Origin of the sequence: Rhodococcus wratislaviensis, assembly GCF_900455735.1 — a bacterium.
GTDB classification, from domain to species: Bacteria; Actinomycetota; Actinomycetes; order Mycobacteriales; family Mycobacteriaceae; genus Rhodococcus_F; species Rhodococcus_F wratislaviensis.
Genome location: NZ_UAUI01000026.1, coordinates 246,337 through 263,121, shown reverse-complemented (window position 1 = coordinate 263,121; position 16,785 = coordinate 246,337). Strand labels below are relative to the sequence as shown.

At 67.8% G+C, this 16,785-nt stretch carries 17 protein-coding genes; 15 read left to right on the top strand and 2 right to left on the bottom strand.

The window, feature by feature from the left end; genetic code table 11:
* Positions 1-34 precede the first annotated feature (34 nt).
* The 5 genes from DTA22_RS31725 to DTA22_RS31705 all read left to right on the top strand — a co-directional run bounded on the left by DTA22_RS31725 (position 35) and on the right by DTA22_RS31705 (position 6,189).
* On the top strand, positions 35-1,651 hold the full coding sequence (locus DTA22_RS31725) for a peptide ABC transporter substrate-binding protein (RefSeq protein ID WP_112302069.1): 1,617 nt from the start codon (positions 35-37) through the stop codon (positions 1,649-1,651).
* Between the two features lie 124 nt (positions 1,652-1,775).
* The gene (locus tag DTA22_RS31720; protein WP_037228913.1) at positions 1,776-2,702 is read left to right on the top strand and encodes an ABC transporter permease; all 927 of its coding nucleotides are present in this window, start codon (positions 1,776-1,778) and stop codon (positions 2,700-2,702) included.
* Entirely contained in the window at positions 2,695-3,669 is a 975-nt protein-coding gene (locus DTA22_RS31715) for an ABC transporter permease (protein ID WP_112302068.1), read from the top strand. The genes DTA22_RS31720 and DTA22_RS31715 overlap by 8 nt, the downstream gene beginning before the upstream one ends.
* A complete protein-coding gene (locus DTA22_RS31710) occupies positions 3,666-5,411 on the top strand; it encodes a dipeptide ABC transporter ATP-binding protein (RefSeq protein ID WP_112302067.1) in 1,746 nt (581 codons plus the stop codon). Before DTA22_RS31715 ends, DTA22_RS31710 begins: the two co-directional genes overlap by 4 nt.
* Positions 5,412-5,439: 28 nt before the next feature.
* Entirely contained in the window at positions 5,440-6,189 is a 750-nt protein-coding gene (locus DTA22_RS31705; RefSeq protein ID WP_112302066.1) for an oxidoreductase, read from the top strand.
* A 412-nt stretch (positions 6,190-6,601) separates the two neighbouring features.
* On the opposite strand, the gene DTA22_RS31700 is transcribed toward DTA22_RS31705, so the two are convergent.
* A complete protein-coding gene (locus tag DTA22_RS31700; RefSeq protein ID WP_037228907.1) occupies positions 6,602-7,438 on the bottom strand; it encodes an HAD-IB family hydrolase in 837 nt (278 codons plus the stop codon).
* A gap of 380 nt (positions 7,439-7,818) precedes the next feature.
* Here DTA22_RS31700 and ssd point away from each other — a divergent pair, with 380 nt between their 5' ends.
* The 8 genes from ssd (at position 7,819) to DTA22_RS31655 (ending at position 14,069) form a co-directional block, all read left to right on the top strand.
* Positions 7,819-8,904 (top strand): septum site-determining protein Ssd, encoded by a 1,086-nt coding sequence (ssd, locus tag DTA22_RS31690; RefSeq protein ID WP_112302064.1) that lies wholly within the window; start codon positions 7,819-7,821, stop codon positions 8,902-8,904.
* On the top strand, positions 8,901-10,103 hold the full coding sequence (locus DTA22_RS31685; RefSeq protein WP_037229300.1) for a TadA family conjugal transfer-associated ATPase: 1,203 nt from the start codon (positions 8,901-8,903) through the stop codon (positions 10,101-10,103). The genes ssd and DTA22_RS31685 overlap by 4 nt, the downstream gene beginning before the upstream one ends.
* Positions 10,100-10,891: a type II secretion system F family protein gene (locus tag DTA22_RS31680; RefSeq protein ID WP_174233892.1), complete on the top strand. Its 792-nt coding sequence runs from the start codon at positions 10,100-10,102 to the stop codon at positions 10,889-10,891. The genes DTA22_RS31685 and DTA22_RS31680 overlap by 4 nt, the downstream gene beginning before the upstream one ends.
* The gene (locus DTA22_RS31675; protein WP_037228902.1) at positions 10,888-11,475 is read left to right on the top strand and encodes a type II secretion system F family protein; all 588 of its coding nucleotides are present in this window, start codon (positions 10,888-10,890) and stop codon (positions 11,473-11,475) included. Before DTA22_RS31680 ends, DTA22_RS31675 begins: the two co-directional genes overlap by 4 nt.
* A gap of 57 nt (positions 11,476-11,532) precedes the next feature.
* Positions 11,533-11,751 (top strand): DUF4244 domain-containing protein, encoded by a 219-nt coding sequence (locus tag DTA22_RS31670; protein WP_037228900.1) that lies wholly within the window; start codon positions 11,533-11,535, stop codon positions 11,749-11,751.
* Positions 11,751-12,125, top strand: coding sequence for a TadE family type IV pilus minor pilin (locus tag DTA22_RS31665; protein ID WP_112302062.1), 375 nt, complete (start codon positions 11,751-11,753; stop codon positions 12,123-12,125). Before DTA22_RS31670 ends, DTA22_RS31665 begins: the two co-directional genes overlap by 1 nt.
* Positions 12,122-12,478, top strand: a complete 357-nt coding sequence (locus tag DTA22_RS31660) for an Rv3654c family TadE-like protein (protein ID WP_112302061.1) — start codon at positions 12,122-12,124, stop codon at positions 12,476-12,478. Before DTA22_RS31665 ends, DTA22_RS31660 begins: the two co-directional genes overlap by 4 nt.
* A 181-nt stretch (positions 12,479-12,659) precedes the next feature.
* Positions 12,660-14,069, top strand: coding sequence for an MFS transporter (locus tag DTA22_RS31655; protein ID WP_112302060.1), 1,410 nt, complete (start codon positions 12,660-12,662; stop codon positions 14,067-14,069).
* A 9-nt stretch (positions 14,070-14,078) separates the two neighbouring features.
* On the opposite strand, the gene DTA22_RS31650 is transcribed toward DTA22_RS31655, so the two are convergent.
* Complete coding sequence (locus DTA22_RS31650; protein ID WP_112302059.1) at positions 14,079-14,975, bottom strand: LysR family transcriptional regulator; 897 nt, start codon at positions 14,973-14,975, stop codon at positions 14,079-14,081.
* A gap of 110 nt (positions 14,976-15,085) precedes the next feature.
* Here DTA22_RS31650 and DTA22_RS31645 point away from each other — a divergent pair, with 110 nt between their 5' ends.
* A complete protein-coding gene (locus tag DTA22_RS31645) occupies positions 15,086-16,006 on the top strand; it encodes a CoA transferase subunit A (protein WP_037228888.1) in 921 nt (306 codons plus the stop codon).
* Positions 16,003-16,785, top strand: a complete 783-nt coding sequence (locus DTA22_RS31640) for a CoA-transferase subunit beta (protein ID WP_112302058.1) — start codon at positions 16,003-16,005, stop codon at positions 16,783-16,785. Before DTA22_RS31645 ends, DTA22_RS31640 begins: the two co-directional genes overlap by 4 nt.

Genomic DNA, 16,785 nt, shown 5'->3' with positions numbered 1-16,785 from the left:
CTGCCCGGAACCACGCAGATCTGGGAGGATCGTTTTGCGCATCACACGTGTGGCAACCGCCGTTCTGGCGGTCGGCCTGGCAGCAGGGATGCTGTCCGCCTGCTCGTCCGGAGATTCGACGAGCGGGGGCGGAAGCGGAATCGTCAACGCCTGGGCGGGTGAACCGCAGAACCCGTTGATTCCCACCAATACCAGTGAGAATCAGGGCGGCCGCGTCGTCGATTCGCTGTTCGCGGGGCTCGTCTCCTACGACTCCGACGGCGGGGTGAGCAACGAGGTCGCCGAGTCGATCGAGACGACCGACGGCAAGAACTTCACCGTGAAGCTGAAGGACGGCTGGACGTTCACGGACGGCACGCCGGTCACGGCGGCTTCCTTCGTCGACGCCTGGAATTACGGCGCGCTGTCCACGAATGCGCAGATCCAAGCGTCGTTCTTCGACCCGATCCAGGGCTACGACGAGGTGGCCGCCGAGAACCCGGCCGTGCAGACCATGTCGGGACTGAAGGTGGTCGACGACTCCACGTTCACGATCGAACTGAAGCAGCCGGAGTCGGCCTTTCCGGACCGCCTCGGGTTCGCCGCGTACTACCCGCTGCCCGCAGTGGCGTACCAGGACATGGCCGCGTTCGGTGAGAATCCCATCGGCAACGGCCCGTACATGATGTCCGGCCCCGGAGCGTGGCAGCACAACGTCCGGATCGACACCGTCGTGAACCCCGACTACAACGGCAACCGCAAGCCGAAGAACGCCGGCGTCGACTTCGTCATGTACAACAGCCTCGACACGGCGTACACGGATCTGCTCGCGGGCAACGTCGACGTCCTCGATCAGGTGCCGCCGAGCGCGGTCACGACGTTCGAGACCGACCTGCCGGGCCGCACCGTGAACCAGCCGTCCGCGACCATCGAGACGTTCACGATCCCGGGCCGTCTGCCGCACTTCAGCGGTGAGGAGGGGACGCTGCGCCGCCAGGCCATCTCGATGGCGATCAACCGCGACCAGATCACCGAGCAGATCTACAACAACACCCGCACCCCCGCGCTCGACTTCACCAGCCCCGCCATCGAGGGCTGGTCGGATTCGCTCGCCGGCAACGGCAACCTGAAGTACGACCCGGAGGCGGCGAAGAGGCTGTGGGCCCAGGCCGATGCCATCGCCCCGTGGTCGGGCAGCTTCGAGATCGCGTACAACGGCGACGGCGGACACAAGGAATGGGTCGACGCCACCGCCAACAACATCCGCAACACCCTCGGCATCGACGCGAAGGGCAAGGAGTACCCCACGTTCGCGCAGATCCGCACCGAGGCCACCAATCGCACCATCCCCAGCGCGTTCCGGTCGGGCTGGCAGGGCGACTACCCGCAGCAGTACGGCTTCCTCGCGCAGAACTACCAGACCGGCGGCAGCTCCAACGACGGCGACTACTCGAACCCCGAGTTCGACCGTCTTCTGCGTGCCTCCGCGGGTGAGGTCGATCCCGGCAAAGCCCAGGACCTGCTGAACCAGGCGCAGGAAGTTCTCCTGCAGGACCTGCCTGCAGTCCCGACGTGGTACCGCAACGCCGCCAGCGGCTGGTCGGAGAACGTGTCGAACGTAGTCATCGACTGGAAGGGCATCCCGATGTACTCCGACATCGAGAAGAACTGACGCACCGACGATTCTTCGACGACGGGTGGGGCCGCGAGCTGTCAGTTCGCGGCCCCGCTCGGGAGTACGAGCCGAGGCTGCGGATTCCTGACGTCACTGCTCCCGACGAATAGGAGGTGATCCGATGCTCTGGTACGTCGGTCGCCGTTTGCTCCAGATGATCCCCGTGTTCCTCGGGGCCACGTTCCTGATCTACGCGATGGTGTTCCTGCTGCCCGGAGACCCCATCGCCGCGCTGGCCGGCGACAAGGCGCTCAGCCCCGCGGTGGCGGCCCAACTCCGTGCCCGATACCACCTCGACGAGCCGTTCCTGACGCAGTACCTCCTGTATCTGAAGGGCATCTTCACCCTCGACTTCGGTACGTCCTTCTCCGGCCGCCCCGTCAGTGAGGTTCTGGCGCAGGCATTCCCGATCACCATCAAGTTGTCGCTGATGGCACTTGCCATCGAGGGGATCTTCGGGATCGGCTTCGGCCTGTGGGCCGGACTCCGCAAGGGCGGCATCTTCGACAGTTCCGTCCTCCTCGTGAGCCTGGTGATCATCGCGATCCCGATCTTCGTCATCGGCTTCCTGGCCCAGTTCTTCGTCGGCGTGAAATGGGGGTTGGTGCCGCCCACGGTCGGGGGCAACACCAGTTTCAAGAATCTGCTGCTGCCCGCGTTCGTCCTCGGGTCGGTGTCGTTCGCGTACGTGCTCCGGCTCACCCGGACGTCGGTCGCCGAGAACCTCACCGCCGACTACGTGAGAACCGCGACGGCCAAGGGTCTTTCGCGGCGCCGAGTGGTGCAGGTGCACGTGCTGCGGAACTCGCTGATCCCGGTGGTCACGTTCCTCGGCGCCGACCTTGCCACCCTGATGGGCGGCGCGATCGTCACGGAAGGCATCTTCAACATCAACGGTGTCGGCGGCACGATCTATCAGGCGGTCACCCGCGGTGAGGCGCCGACAGTGGTGTCCTTCGTGACGGTGCTGATCGTCATCTACCTGCTCGCCAACCTGCTCGTCGACCTCCTGTACGCCGCGCTCGACCCGAGGATTCGCTATGTCTGAGAAAGTGGAGAACGAGTCGCCCCGGACGGGCGACCGGAAGACCCGTCAGGCGCATTTCGTGGCACCCGAAGAAGTGGCGGCGCCGGGAGAGACCGACGCCGTCCACATCGACCAGCCGCCGACGAGCATGTGGTCGGATGCGTGGCGGGACCTCCGCAAACGTCCGCTGTTCCTGGTCGCCACGGTGATCATCGTCGTGGTGATCGCCGTGGCGGCCTTCCCCGGTCTGTTCACCAGCACCGACCCCAGGTTCTGCGATCTCGCGTTCAGCATGCAGGGTCCGTCGGCGGGGCACTGGTTCGGATTCGACAAGCAGGGCTGCGACATCTACTCCCGCACGATCTACGGGGCGCGGGCGTCGGTGCTGGTGGGGGTCGGTGTCACGTCGATCGTGCTCGTCGTGGGCGTGGTGTTCGGTGCGGTCGCCGGGTTCTACGGCGGCTGGGCCGACTCGTTGCTGTCCCGGGTCGCCGACATCTTCTTCGGCATTCCGCTCATCCTCGCCGCGATCGTCCTCATGCAGCTGTTCGCCAACCGCACCATCTGGACGCTGGTCGTCGTCCTCGCTCTGTTCGGGTGGCCTCAGATGGCGAGAATCGCTCGTGGCGCGGTGATCTCGGCGAAGAACAACGACTACGTGATGGCGTCGCGGGCGCTCGGTGTGTCGAACATACGCACCCTTGTCCGGCACGTGCTGCCGAATTCCCTCGCCCCGATCATCGTGATCGCGACCATCTCGCTCGGCATCTACATCGTGGCCGAGGCGACGCTGTCGTTCCTCGGCATCGGTCTTCCGTCCACCGAGATCTCGTGGGGCGGAGACATCAGCACCGCCCAGGTCACGCTGCGTCAGGGGTCGCCGATCCTGTTCTATCCGGCGACCGCGCTGGCGATCACGGTGCTCGGTTTCATCATGATGGGCGATGCTCTCCGGGACGCGCTCGATCCCAAGGCCCGGAAGAGGTGAGCGCGGTGTCCACGAACGAGTTAGCCGGGCAGAAGCATTCGGCCGACGAGGTGCCGCTGCTCGAGATCCGGGACCTGGAAGTGTCGTTCCAGTCCCATTCCGGGCTCGTGCCCGCGGTGCGCGGTGTCAGCCTCACGGTGTATCCGGGGCAGACGGTGGCGATCGTCGGTGAGTCCGGTTCGGGCAAGTCCACGACCGCCCACGCGATCATCAACCTTCTTCCCGGGACGGGCAAGGTGACCGGCGGTCGGATCCTGTTCGAGGGGCAGGACCTCGCGGAGGCCTCGGAGCGCGAGTTCGTCGCGCTGCGCGGTCAGAAGATCGGCCTCGTCCCGCAAGACCCGATGTCCAACCTCAACCCGGTGTGGAAGGTCGGCTTCCAGATCGAGGAGGCGTTGGAAGCCAACGGGATCGCGAAGGGCAAGGCCGCGAAGGCCCGTGCCGCCGAGCTGCTCGAAGAGGCCGGACTCGCCGACGCCGAGGACCGCCTCGGCCAGTATCCGCACGAGTTCTCCGGTGGCATGCGCCAGCGCGCCCTCATCGCCATCGGGTTGTCGGCCCGCCCGCAACTGCTGATCGCGGACGAGCCCACCTCGGCCCTCGACGTCACGGTCCAACGCCAGATCCTCGACCATCTCGACGGTCTCACCAACGAGCTGGGCACCGCGGTCCTACTCATCACCCACGACCTCGGCCTGGCCGCCGAGCGGGCCGAGCACCTGATCGTCATGAGCAAGGGGCGGGTGGTCGAGGCGGGGCCGGCGCTGGAGATCCTGCAGCGGCCGCGCCACCCGTACACCCGGAAGCTGGTGGCGGCGGCGCCGTCGCTGGCGTCGCAACGCCGGAGTTCCTCGCTGGCCCGGGCGGACATCCGGGAGCATGCCCTCGAGGTGGTCGGTGAGGCCGAACAGCACGGCGAGATCGGTGTCGACTTCGGCCAGGCGACCGACGACGTGGTCGTGGCCACCGGGCTGACCAAGGTGTTCAAGATCCGGCACGGGCTACGGAAGTCCACCGACTTCACCGCCGTCGACGACGTGTCGTTCGCGGTCCGGCGCGGGACGACCACGGCCATCGTCGGCGAGTCGGGGTCGGGCAAGTCGACGGTCGCGCAAATGGTCCTCGGACTTCTCGCGCCGACGTCGGGGAATGTCGTGTTCGACGGCAAGGACGTCGCGACGCTGGACCGCCGGGAGACGCTCGCGTTCCGCCGCCGGGTGCAGCCGATCTTCCAGAATCCGTACGGCACGCTCGACCCGATGTACTCGATCTTCCGCACCGTCGAGGAGCCCCTGCGCACCCACAAGGTGGGGACGAAGGCGGAGCGCGAAGCGCGGGTACGCGATCTGCTGGACAAGGTGGCGCTGCCGGCTTCGGTGATGCGGAGGTTCCCGAACGAACTGTCCGGTGGCCAGCGGCAGCGTGTGGCGATCGCCCGGGCGCTGGCGCTGCAGCCGGAGATGGTGGTGTGCGACGAGGCCGTGTCGGCGCTCGACGTGCTGGTCCAGGACCAGATCCTCACCCTCCTGAACGACTTGCAGGCGGAGCTGGGTTTGACGTACCTGTTCATCACCCACGACCTGGCGGTGGTGCGGCAGATCGCCGACGACGTGCTCGTCATGTCCACCGGCGCGATCGTGGAGAAAGCGACCACCGACGAGGTCTTCACGTCCCCGAAGGAGGAGTACACGCGGAAGCTGCTGGATGCGATTCCCGGGGGATCGATCCGGCTCGGCGCCTGACGCGGGGCGCCGGGTAGCGTTCCGATACGTGAGCGACCCGTTGCAGCCCCTCGTCGACCTTCCCGGCGTCCGCGAAGCCGCGGACCGTGCGCGCGACGCACTCGGTGCGGTTCACCGCCACAAGACCAACCGGCGCGGTTGGCCGACGACGGCGGCCGAGGCGGCGGTCCGGGCGGCCCGCGCCTCGGCGTCGCTGGACGGCGGCAGCACTGAGCTACCCGCCCCCGGCGAGGCCGGCGACCCGATTCTGTCGGGGGCACTGCGTGTCGGGCAGGCCCTCGACGGTGACGCCCTCACGCTGTTGCAGTCCACCTGGCAGCGGGCACCCCTGCAGGCCCTCGCACGGCTGCATCTGCTGGCCGCGGCCGACCTCGTGGAGGATCAGGAACTGCTCGGCAGGCCGCGGGCCGGGTCCGGCGTCGCGGAGCGGCTCGACGGTCTCGCACAGCTCGTGACGGGGGGAACGGCCGCACCCGCGCCGGTTCTGGCAGCCGTGGTGCACGGGGAATTGTTGACGCTGAAGCCGTTCGGGGTCGGCGACGGCATCGTCGCGCGCGCCGCGTCGCGTCTGGTTTCCGTGTCGAGCGGGCTCGATCCGCACAATCTCGGGGTGCCGGAGGTGAGCTGGTTGCGCCGGCAGCAGGTGTACCGCAACGGGGCTGCAGCGTTCGCGTCGGGCGAGCCGGAGGGTGTCGGCAGCTGGGTCGTCCTGTGCTGCGGCGCCCTGGAGGCCGGAGCGCGGGAAGCCACGTCGATCGCGGAGGCCGCAGCGAGTTAGTCGAATCCTTTGCGCTGCAAGAACTTACCGAACACGTGAAACGGGCGGCGCTGCCGACTGGTGTCGACTTCGCCGCCCGTTAGCACGGACAACCGGTTACCAAGCGTGCAAGGTGGGTTGTGTGGGTGGCCTCGGCGAGAGTCCGAATATCGTCGGGTCGTCCTTGCAACCTGTGCAGGGTCCTTGCCGGTGAAGACTCGAGTCTCGCAGGCCCACAACGCTTCTGCCCTTATAGTGGCTTATGCTTCGCGTGGGTACCTAGTGCCCGTGCTGGGAATCCTGGTCGGGAGATCGATCCTTCTCTTCTGGGTCGACCTTGGCCTTCCGTTCTTCCGTAACTCCTTTGTACCCCGTGACCCCCCTCACAGCAAGTATCAAATTCGGTTTGTGACCGTGTCGCGGGTTGCGGTGGTCAGCGCTTGCGGCGCAACACTCCATACGTGAATGCGCCCGCGACCAGGGCTCCGACACTCACCGCCGCCGTGGTCGCGACGGTGGTGGCGGACGGCGCCTGGAGGCGTGCCCGGAGGGAGACCGGATTCGAGAAAGTCAATATGGGCCAACCGTTTCCGGCCGCGGCCTTCCGCAACGCGCGGTCGGGGTTGACCGCAGTCGGGTGGCCGACCGCGGTGAGCATCGGGAGATCGGTCACCGAGTCGGAGTAGGCGTAGCATGCCGACAGGTCGTAGTGATATTCGTCGGCCAGTTGCCGCATCGCGTCCACTTTGCCTTCGCCGTAGCAGTAGAACTCCACCTCGCCCGTGTAGAGCCCGTCCGCGACCGCCATGCGGGTGGCGGTGCTTCGCGTGGCCCCGAGGGCCTCGGCGATCGGCGCCACCACCTCCTCGCCGGACGCCGAGACCACGATGACGTCGTGGCCCCGCAACTTGTGGTCCGCGATGAGGTCGGCGGCCTCGGCGAACACCAGTGGGTCCACGATGTCGTGGAGGGTTTCGGCTACCACGGACCGGACCTGGTCCACGTTCCAGCCCGCGCACATGCTCGTGAGGTAGGCGCGCATCCGCTCCATCTGATCGTGATCCGCGCCCGACAGCAGGAACAGGAACTGCGCGTAACTGCTCTTGAGAACCGATCGGCGATTGATCAGGCCCTGGTCGAAGAACGGTCTGCTGAACGCGAGGGTGCTGGATTTCGCGATGATCGTCTTGTCGAGGTCGAAGAATGCGGCAATCCGACCTGTCTCGGTGTGTCGACCTGTCTTGGCGCTTCTCTGTGGCTTCGCGGTCACAATTTCCAAGGATATGCGGACTTCGGGTGGGGCGGGGGTTCGTATGAACGGTCGAAGGAAGGGTCTTTCGGCACTATCGACACGACGGAACGTTCAACAGTTGAACTTGCAAATACTGATCGGGGGAGGTGTAGTATTGCTGATGTCCGGATTTGATCCGGACGATGTTCAGCCCGACCCCCCGGGGCTGAACACTGACGACCCTCGCCTCCTCCCCCCCTGGCGAGGGTCGTCCTCTGTCTGCGGCAGGTCTGCCGCCTCCTCGGCCCGAAGTACTTAAATTGGTGCGGCAGTACCAGTTTCTATCCACAGGCCCGAAGTTGTCCACAGTTCGAGCTGAGCCCCTTCCGGCGGTCTCCGGCAGCGGGCACGCTCGCTGCATGGACGCAGAAGGCGGGGGTGAAGTGCTGGTTCTGATCGACGACCCGGCACTGCTGCACAGCATCAGGCGCGTGGCGGCAGCCGCCGACCGGGCGCTGAACGAGGTCGACGTCGCCGACGCCCGGCATCTCTGGGGAAGCGCCCCGATCGTCGTGCTCGACGCGCGCGCAGCCGCAGCGTGCCGCAACCGGCTCCCACGGCGGCGCCGTGTGGTGCTGCTGTGCGACGGGCCGCCGGGCATCGACGAGTGGCGGATCGCGACCGCGGTCGGTGCGGAACACGTGCTCGCCGTGCCCGAGGACGAGTCGGCACTGGTCGCCGTGCTCGGCGAACAACCCCAGCGTCCCGAAGCGGACGGCACCGTCGTCGCCGTGGTCGGTGGATGCGGCGGTGCGGGCGCCTCCACGCTGGCGGCGGCGACAGCCCTCACCGCCGCGTCGCGACCGCAGTCCACACTTCTGCTCGACACCGATTCGTGGGGGTCCGGCCTCGACGTGCTGCTGGGCATCGAGGACGTGCCCGGACTGCGATGGTCGGGTCTGTCGATCGAAGGCGGCCGGATCTCCTCGGGTGCGCTCCGGGACGCCCTCCCCGCCCGCGGCGAGCGGCTGCGGGTGCTCGCCTGCAGCAGGACGGGGCACGGCGCCGGACCGACAGCGGCCGCGGTCCGTGCGGTCACCGAGGCCGGCCGCCATGCGGGCGATCTGGTCGTGTGCGACGTGTCGCGGTTTCCCGGCCCGGTCACGGAAACCGTCCTCGAACTCGCCGATCTGGTGGTCCTCGTCGTGCCCGCGACTGTCCGGGCCTGCATCGCCGCGGGAAAGGCGTCGCAGTGGATCACCGAGAGGAACCCCAACCAGGGACTCGTGGTCCGCGGTCCGGCACCCGGTGGGCTTCGGGGCGCCGACGTCGCGGAGGTTCTCGACCTGCCGCTGATCGCGTCGATGCGCGCCGAGCGCGCGCTCACCGGAATGCTCGAACACGGCGGACTGCGGCCTGGCAGGCGCTCCCCGCTGGGCGTCGCGGCCGAGGCGGTCCTCGACACGGTCGGCAGCAGACCGCGGTCGCGGGAGTGGGCGGCATGAGTTCCCTCGTCACCCCCGACCTCCTCGACCGGGTGCGCGAACGTCTCGCGCACACGTCCGGCGAGCCGACGCCGGCGACGGTCGCCGCTGCCATCCGCACCGAGTCGGGCGGCGTGCTCGGCGACACCGACCTGCTCGGGGCACTGCGGGTGCTCATGACCGAACTCACCGGTGCCGGGCCGCTCGAGTCGTTGCTGACGGAGCCCGGAGTCGCGGACGTGCTCGTCACGGCGCCCGACCGGGTCTGGGTCGACCGAGGCCGCGGGCTCGAACGCGCAGCCGTCCGCTTCACCGACGAGGCGGCGGTGCGCCGACTCGCCCAACGTCTCGCGCTGTCTGCCGGACGCCGTCTCGACGACGCTCAGCCGTGGGTCGACGGACGACTGCGGGACGTCGGAAACGGCTCGTTCGGTGTGCGGCTGCATGCCGTCCTCGCCCCCGTGGCTCAGGGCGGCACCTGCCTGTCGCTGCGGGTGCTGCGCCCGGCCACCCAGGGGCTCGGCGCGCTCGTCGCGGGCGGTGCCGTGGCCGAGGCGGCCCACGACCTGCTGGTGAAGATCGTGCACGCGCGGCTCGCCTTCCTGGTCACCGGCGGCACCGGCGCAGGCAAGACCACGCTGCTGGCGGCGCTGCTGGGGGCAGTGGACCAAGCGGAACGGATCGTGTGCGTCGAGGATGCCGCGGAGTTGGCGCCGACGCACCCGCACGTCGTCCGGCTCGTGGCCCGCGCACCCAACGTCGAGGGTGTGGGTGAGGTGACCGTCCGGGACCTCGTCCGTCAATCCCTGCGTATGCGTCCCGACCGGATCGTCGTCGGCGAGGTTCGCGGCGCCGAGGTCGTCGACCTGCTGACGGCTCTCAACACAGGCCACGACGGCGGTGCCGGAACGGTGCATGCCAACTCGCCCGAGGAGGTTCCCGCCCGGCTCGAAGCGCTTGCGGCACTGGGCGGAATGGACCGCTCGGCGCTGCACAGTCAGCTCGCCGCCGCCGTCCAGGTGATCCTGCACGTCCACCGGTCTTCGAGCGGGGCGCGGCGGCTGACGCAGATCGGTGTCGTCACTCGCGACGAGTACGGGCACGTCACGATCATGCCCGCCTGGAACCACGACACGGGTGAGGGTCCGGCGGTGGACCGGCTCCGTCACTTGTGTTCCCGGCGTGGACCGGAGGGTTCGGAGACGGAGGTGCCGTCGTGATCGCCGGTCTGGTAGTGCTCGCCTGTGCGGTGCTGGCGGTGCCGTCCGCACGATCGCGGCCCCGGTTGCTCGCGGTGACGGGCAGGGAGGGTCCCCGGCGCCGGATGCGTCTGCCCTGGGTGGTTCCGGCGGCGCTCGCCGGTATTCCGATCGTGTACGAACTGGGCGGACTCTGTGCGGTTCTCGCTGCGATGATCGTCTGTGCAACAGTGCGTTTCAGATCGTCACGACGTAGGTCGGCGAGAGCCAAGGACGCGGATCTGCGTGTCATACTGTCGAGCCTCGAGGTCGTGACAGCGGAACTTCGTGTGGGCGCCCATCCGGCTGCGGCATGCCAGACGGCCGCGGACGAGTCGGCAGGCAGTGTGGCGGCTGCATTTCGGGCCGCGTCGGCGCGGTCGCGGCTCGGAGGATCTGCCGCCGACGGGTTCCGGATCGCGGACTCCCGCGTCGGTGCCGAGTTGGGGCGCATCGCCGACATCTGGGCGGTGGCCGACGCGCACGGTCTCGCACTGGCGGAACTGCTCGAGGCGGCACGAACGGACCTGTTGGGACGCAGTCGCTTCCGTCAGCGAACCGAGGCCTCGCTGGCCGGGGCGAGGGCCACGGCGACCGTACTGGCCGGGCTGCCGCTCCTGGGTGTCGGTCTCGGCCAGATGATGGGGGCGTCGCCTTTGGCGGTGCTGTTCGGCGGGGGTGTGGGTGGAATCCTGTTGCTGCTCGGGGCAGGACTGGTGTGCGCGGGCCTGTTGTGGACCGACCGGATCACCGGACGTGTGACGGGATGATCTGGTGCGTGGTACTTCTCCTCGCCGGCGCCGTGCTGGTGTTGCCCGCACCCCGATCGCCGATGCAGCGACTGCGCGGCGACACCGGTGGCCCGGGTGATGCGGCGTCCTCGGTGGACGACACCGCGCGCCGCGAGGACCCGCTCGCGATCGCCGCGACCTTCGACCTGCTGGCAGCGTGCCTGCGCGCCGGACTGCCGGTCGCGACCGCGGCGCAGGCCGTGTCGCGGTCGGCGCCCGCGCCTCTGTCGGAATCGCTGCGCCGCGCCGCAGACCTGCTGTCGCTGGGGGCGGACGCGGCGACCGCGTGGGAGGCGGCGGCGTCGGACCCGGCCACCGAATCGCTCGCCCGCATGGCGCGCCGGTCGGCCGCATCGGGGTCGTCGCTCGCCGGTTCGATGACGGAACTCGCCGCCGACGGCCGAATCCAGGTCGAGCACCTGGCGGCGGCGTCGGCCGAACGGGCGGGCGTGCTGATCAGTGGCCCCCTCGGGCTGTGCTTCCTGCCGGCATTCATCTGTCTCGGGATCATCCCGGTCGTCGTCGGGCTGGCCTCACGCGTGCTGGACGGCGGGCTGTTGTGACACATCGACACTTCCGGCGCAGAACCGCTGCGCCGGACACTCTGAAGGGGGAACACCATGGGACACGGAATCCAGGCCTTGGCGGAAGTGCGAGCACTGACCGCCCGCTTGACGCTGCTCGCGACGGACGAGGACGGCATGTCGACCGCGGAGTACGCCATCGGCACCATCGCGGCCGCGGCCTTCGGCGCAGTCCTGTATTCGGTCGTCACCGGCGACAGCATTGTCACGGCGTTGACGAACATCATCGACAAAGCGCTGAACACCGCGGTGTGATGAGCGCGGCCGAGAACCTGCGCCGGTCGGAGGCCGGGGGCGTCACGGTCGAGGCGGCTATCGCGATCGCGTCGATCGTGGCGGTGGTCGTGCTGTGTGTCGGAGCGATCACCGCGGCGACGCTGCACGTCCGGTGTGTCGACTCCGCCCGCGAGGCTGCGCGGCTCGCTGCCCGTGGAGATCGCGAATCGGCGATCTCCACGGCGGCGAGAGTGGCCCCCGACGGCGCCGACGTGTCGGTCCGGTCCGAGGGGGAGTTCGTCGTCGCGACCGTGCGGGCTCGCAGTCCGCTTCTTCCGCTCGTGAACATCTCCGCGGAGGCGGTGGCTGCTCTCGAACCCGCGGTGCCGGGGTGGAGCGGGGGAGGGCGGTGAGTTCGGGGATCACCGACGACCGCGGTTCCGTGACCGTCACTGCGTGCTGTGCGCTCGCGGCGCTGATGGTGGTCACGGCGATGCTCGTGCACGTCGGCTCGGCGGTATCGGTGCGGCACCGGGCGCAGTCCGCCGCAGATCTGGCTGCCCTCGCCGCGGCCGTCGGGCTGGACCGCGGTACCGAGGCGGCGTGTGCCGCGGCGAGGGAGGTCGCGGGACGAATGCGCACCGAAGTCGTGTCCTGTGAGATCGACGACTGGGACGTCGAAGTGGCGGTCACCGCGCCGGTGCTTTTGTCCTCGCTGGGTGTCCGGGACGCCCGGGCAGTGGCGAGGGCAGGTCCCGCGGAGTGACATCGAAGCGTCGCGGTGGTCGGTGTCGCTCCAGCGTGTGGGAGGTTTCCCTGATTATGACCAGATCGGTAACAATCCCCCGCTCAGGAAGTATTGGACGGCATCGATCCTGTGATGCGAGTCTCACTGATGCGAGCTGGTTTTCATCCACACCACTCCCTTTGGCGAGAGAGGGCATTACATGACCACGGCACCATCGAAGCGGACCGAGGCCGAGACAAAGGCGCGGAGGGCGGGCATCGCCTCGTTCATCGGCACCACGATCGAGTGGTACGACTTCTACATCTACGGCACCGCGTCGGCGCTGGTCTTCGGTCAGGTGTTCTTCTCCGACACCCTGCCTGCGGGCATGGGCACCCTGCTCGCGTTCGTCACGCTGTGGGCGGGGTTCCTCGCCCGCCCGATCGGCGGCATCGTCTTCGGCCATCTCGGCGACAAGATCGGTCGAAAGAACACCCTGGTCATCACGCTCATGATGATGGGCACCGCGACCGTCGGAATCGGACTCCTGCCCTCCTATGCGCAGATCGGGATATGGGCACCCGCCGCCCTGGTATTCCTCCGGGTCGTCCAGGGTGTGGCAGTGGGCGGTGAATGGGGCGGGGCGGTCCTGATCGCCAGCGAGAACGCACCCAAGGGGAAGGGGATTCTGTACTCGGCGTTCGCCCAGCAGGGGTCGCCCGCCGGAAACCTCCTGGCGACCATGGCGTTCTTCCTGCTTTCCGCCATGCCCACCCCGGCTTTCGTGCTCTACGGCTGGCGAATCCCGTTCCTGATCTCCGCGGCCCTGGTGATCGTCGGCATGATCATCCGCCTCAAGCTCGAAGAGTCGGACGCGATGAAGACCGTGCTGAAGCGCAAGAAGACCGTCGCACTGCCGATCGGTGAGGTGCTGCGCAAGCATTGGGTCCTCGTTCTCCTCGGTGCGGGCGCGCTGCCCCTGGCCCAGGTGACGTACTTCAAGAACACCTTCGCGTTGTCGTGGGCCACCAGCGAACTCGGCTACGACCGGGGCGCGTTCCTCGGCGCGATCGCCATCGCACTCGTGGTCCAGTTCATCGTGCAGCCGTTCGGCGCCGTCCTGGTGTCCCGGATCGACATGCGGAAAGCCATGTGCATCATGGTGATTCCCGAGTTCATCCTGATGCCGGCAATGTTCTTCGGGATCCGGACCGAGAACTTCGCCATTGCCGTCGTCGCGATGTGCCTCGCGACCATTCCGCATTCGATGTTCTACGGCGCCATCGCCGGAGTGCTCGCGCGTGCCTTCCCCGCCAACATTCGCTACACCGGTCTTTCGGCGGCCTACCAGCTGTGTTCGCTGGTTGTCGGCGGCGGCACCCCGGTGCTGGCGCAGTGGATGCTCAACTCGTCCGGAAACATCGTCGGTGTCGCGTTCGTGTCGGCCGGTTATGCCGCAGTCTCCCTGATCTGCACGCTGTTGCTGCTGAATCGGACCGGCTTCGACGCGCGCCGGTTGTCGACCGCGGAGCAATCCGACGCGGACGAACTGCAGCTCGACATCGATGAGGACGATGCGGTGGACACCGCTCCGAGCGCAGGGCAGACACGTGCGACAGCCCACTCCTGACCGTCCGGCTCAGTCCGGAGTGGGCAATGCCTCCTCGGACAGCCTGAGGACTTCCCGTAACGCGGCGCTGTCGTCGTCCGCTCTCCACGCGATCCGCAGTTGCAGAGTGCTGGGACCGCCGACCAGCGGGAGGAACACGACGTCCGGGTTGTTGACGTTCTCGGCCACGGAGGAGACGGTCAACGCACAGCCGACCTCCGCGGACACCAACGCCATCAGCGCCATCGAGTCCGGGGCGCTCTGCACGATCCGGGGCGTGAAACCGGCGTCATGGGCCGCCCTCTGCAGGGAGTCGCGCAGCGCCGATCCGGGATCGGCGGGCAGCGTCACCCAGGGCTCGGTGGCCAGCTCCTCGATGCGAACACTGTCACTGCCTGCCAGCGCGTGGTCGGTGGGTACGGCCACCACGAAGTCCTCGTTGAGGATGACGCGGGACGCGATGCCGGGCGGGGTGAAGATCCACCGGACCAGACCGATGTCGAGTGTTCCGTCGAGGAGCTTGTTCAGTGCTTCGCTCGCGAAAGCGGAACTGTCCAGAACGAATTCGATTCCGGGGTGGGTGTGCCGGACGAGTTTGGCCCACCGCCCGATGAGCAGGTGGGACGAGACTCCGGCGAAGCCGATGCGCACCCGGCCGACCTGTCCGCGCCCGGCGGCGGCGACGGCGATCTCCGCGAGCCGGCAGGCGTCCAGGATCTCGCGCGCCGGGCCGAGCAGTGCCTCACCGGCCGGCGTGAGGCGAACGTTCCGGGTGTTTCTTTCGAAAAGAGTTGCCCCGAGCTGCTTTTCCAGTTGCCGAATCGTTCGGCTCAACGGCGGCTGGGCCGAGTGCAGGCGCTGCGCTGCCCGGCCGAAGTGCAGTTCCTCGGCGACCGCGAGAAAGGCAGTGATCTGAGAAATCTCCACGGGAGAACTATTGCAGTTCCAGCAACAGATTTGTCAACACTATTGATTCACACGGCGGTAATCCGGCGGGGAGGGTCCCGAGGCGACCTCCCGTCGTTCCGGAGAAGGGCATGGCGATGAGCAAAGTGGTCAGCATGGCGGAAGCCATAGGAACGTACGTCGAAGACGGCATGACCGTGTGCCTCGAGGGCTTCTCGCATCTCATCTCGTTCGCGGCTGCGCACGAGATCATCCGGCAGGAACGGCAGAACCTCACGCTGTGCCGGATGACGCCCGACATCGTGTCGGATCAACTCGTGGCGGCCGGTTGTGTCACCAAGCTCGTGGCCTCGTTCTTCGCGAGCGGCTCGGCCGGATCACTGCACGAGTTACGACGCCGCATCGAGCACCACGATCCGGTGGCCCTCGAGGTCGAGGAGTACAGCCATTACGGAATGGTCTGCCGCTATCAGGCGGGTGCCGCCGGCCTCCCGTTCTTTCCGCTGCGCTCCTACGCGGGAAGCGACCTTCCCCGGCTCAATCCCCGAATTCGACTCGTCGACGATCCCTACGGGGAGGGCACCGTGTACGTCGTGCCTCCGCTGAACCCGGACGTCACGATCGTTCACGCGCAGCGCGCCGACCGCCAGGGCAACGTGCAGATCTGGGGTATCTCCGGGGTCCAGCAGGAAGCGGTGTACGCCGCGCGGAAGGCGATCGTGGTCGTCGAGGAGATCGTCGACGACGAGGTCGTCCGCTCCGACCCCAGTCGCACGTTGATCCCCTCCCACGCGGTCGATGCCGTGGTCGTCTGTCCGCGCGGGGCGCATCCGTCCTACGTGCAGGGCTACTACGACCGGGACTGCGCGTTCTACCGGCGCTGGACCGCCATCAGCAAGGACTCCGGACTCCTGCAGGCCTGGCTGAAGGAATGGATCCACGGCACTGCGAATCACGACGAGTACCTGGACAAACTCGGCGACGACTACTGGAACGACCTCGCCGTCGAGCCTCGATTCTCCGAACCAGTCGACTACGGGAGCCGGAAATGACCACAGCACCAGTCGGAGCGATCTCGGCGACGGAGGTCATCGTGTCCGTCGCCGCCCGCGAACTCGCCGGGAAGCGGCGCGTGTTCGCCGGCGTCGGCTTGCCGACGCTCGCCGTCGATCTCGCCAAGAGGACGAGCAACCCGGACGTCGAACTGATCTACGAATCGGGAGTGTGCGGCGCCCACCCCGCCGCGATGGCCGAGGGGATCGCCGACTCGGTCGTCGTGTCGGGCGCCGAGTCGGTGGTGTCGATGTCGGCGTTGTTCGGTTACGTGCTGCAGGGCGGCAACGTCGACGTCGGATTTCTCGGCGCGGCCCAGATCGATCGGTACGGCAGCCTCAACACCAGCATCATCGGAGACTGGGACAAGCCGACAGTCCGGCTGCCCGGCGCCGGTGGCGCGGTGGAGATCATGCCCAACGCCGGCGAGATCTTCGTGGTGATGCGGCGACACGACCCGAGCGCCTTCCCCGCGGAACTCGACTTCTGCACGTCGCCGAGTCCTGTCCGGGCCCGGGCGGCAGGTGACGGGATCATGCCCCGCGGTCGAGGGGTCACGAAGGTGTTCACCAACCTGGGGGTGCTGTCGCGGCAGGGCCCGTTCGACGAACTCGAACTGGTCAGCGTGCACGAGGGGGTCACCGTCGACGAGGTGCGAGCGCAGACCGGCTGGGAACTGCAGGTGGCCGACGATCTCACGGTGACCGCCCCGCCGACCGGTGAGGAGATTCATTTGCTCCGCGACGTGATCGACAAGGTTCGGCTGTATTTGCGCTGA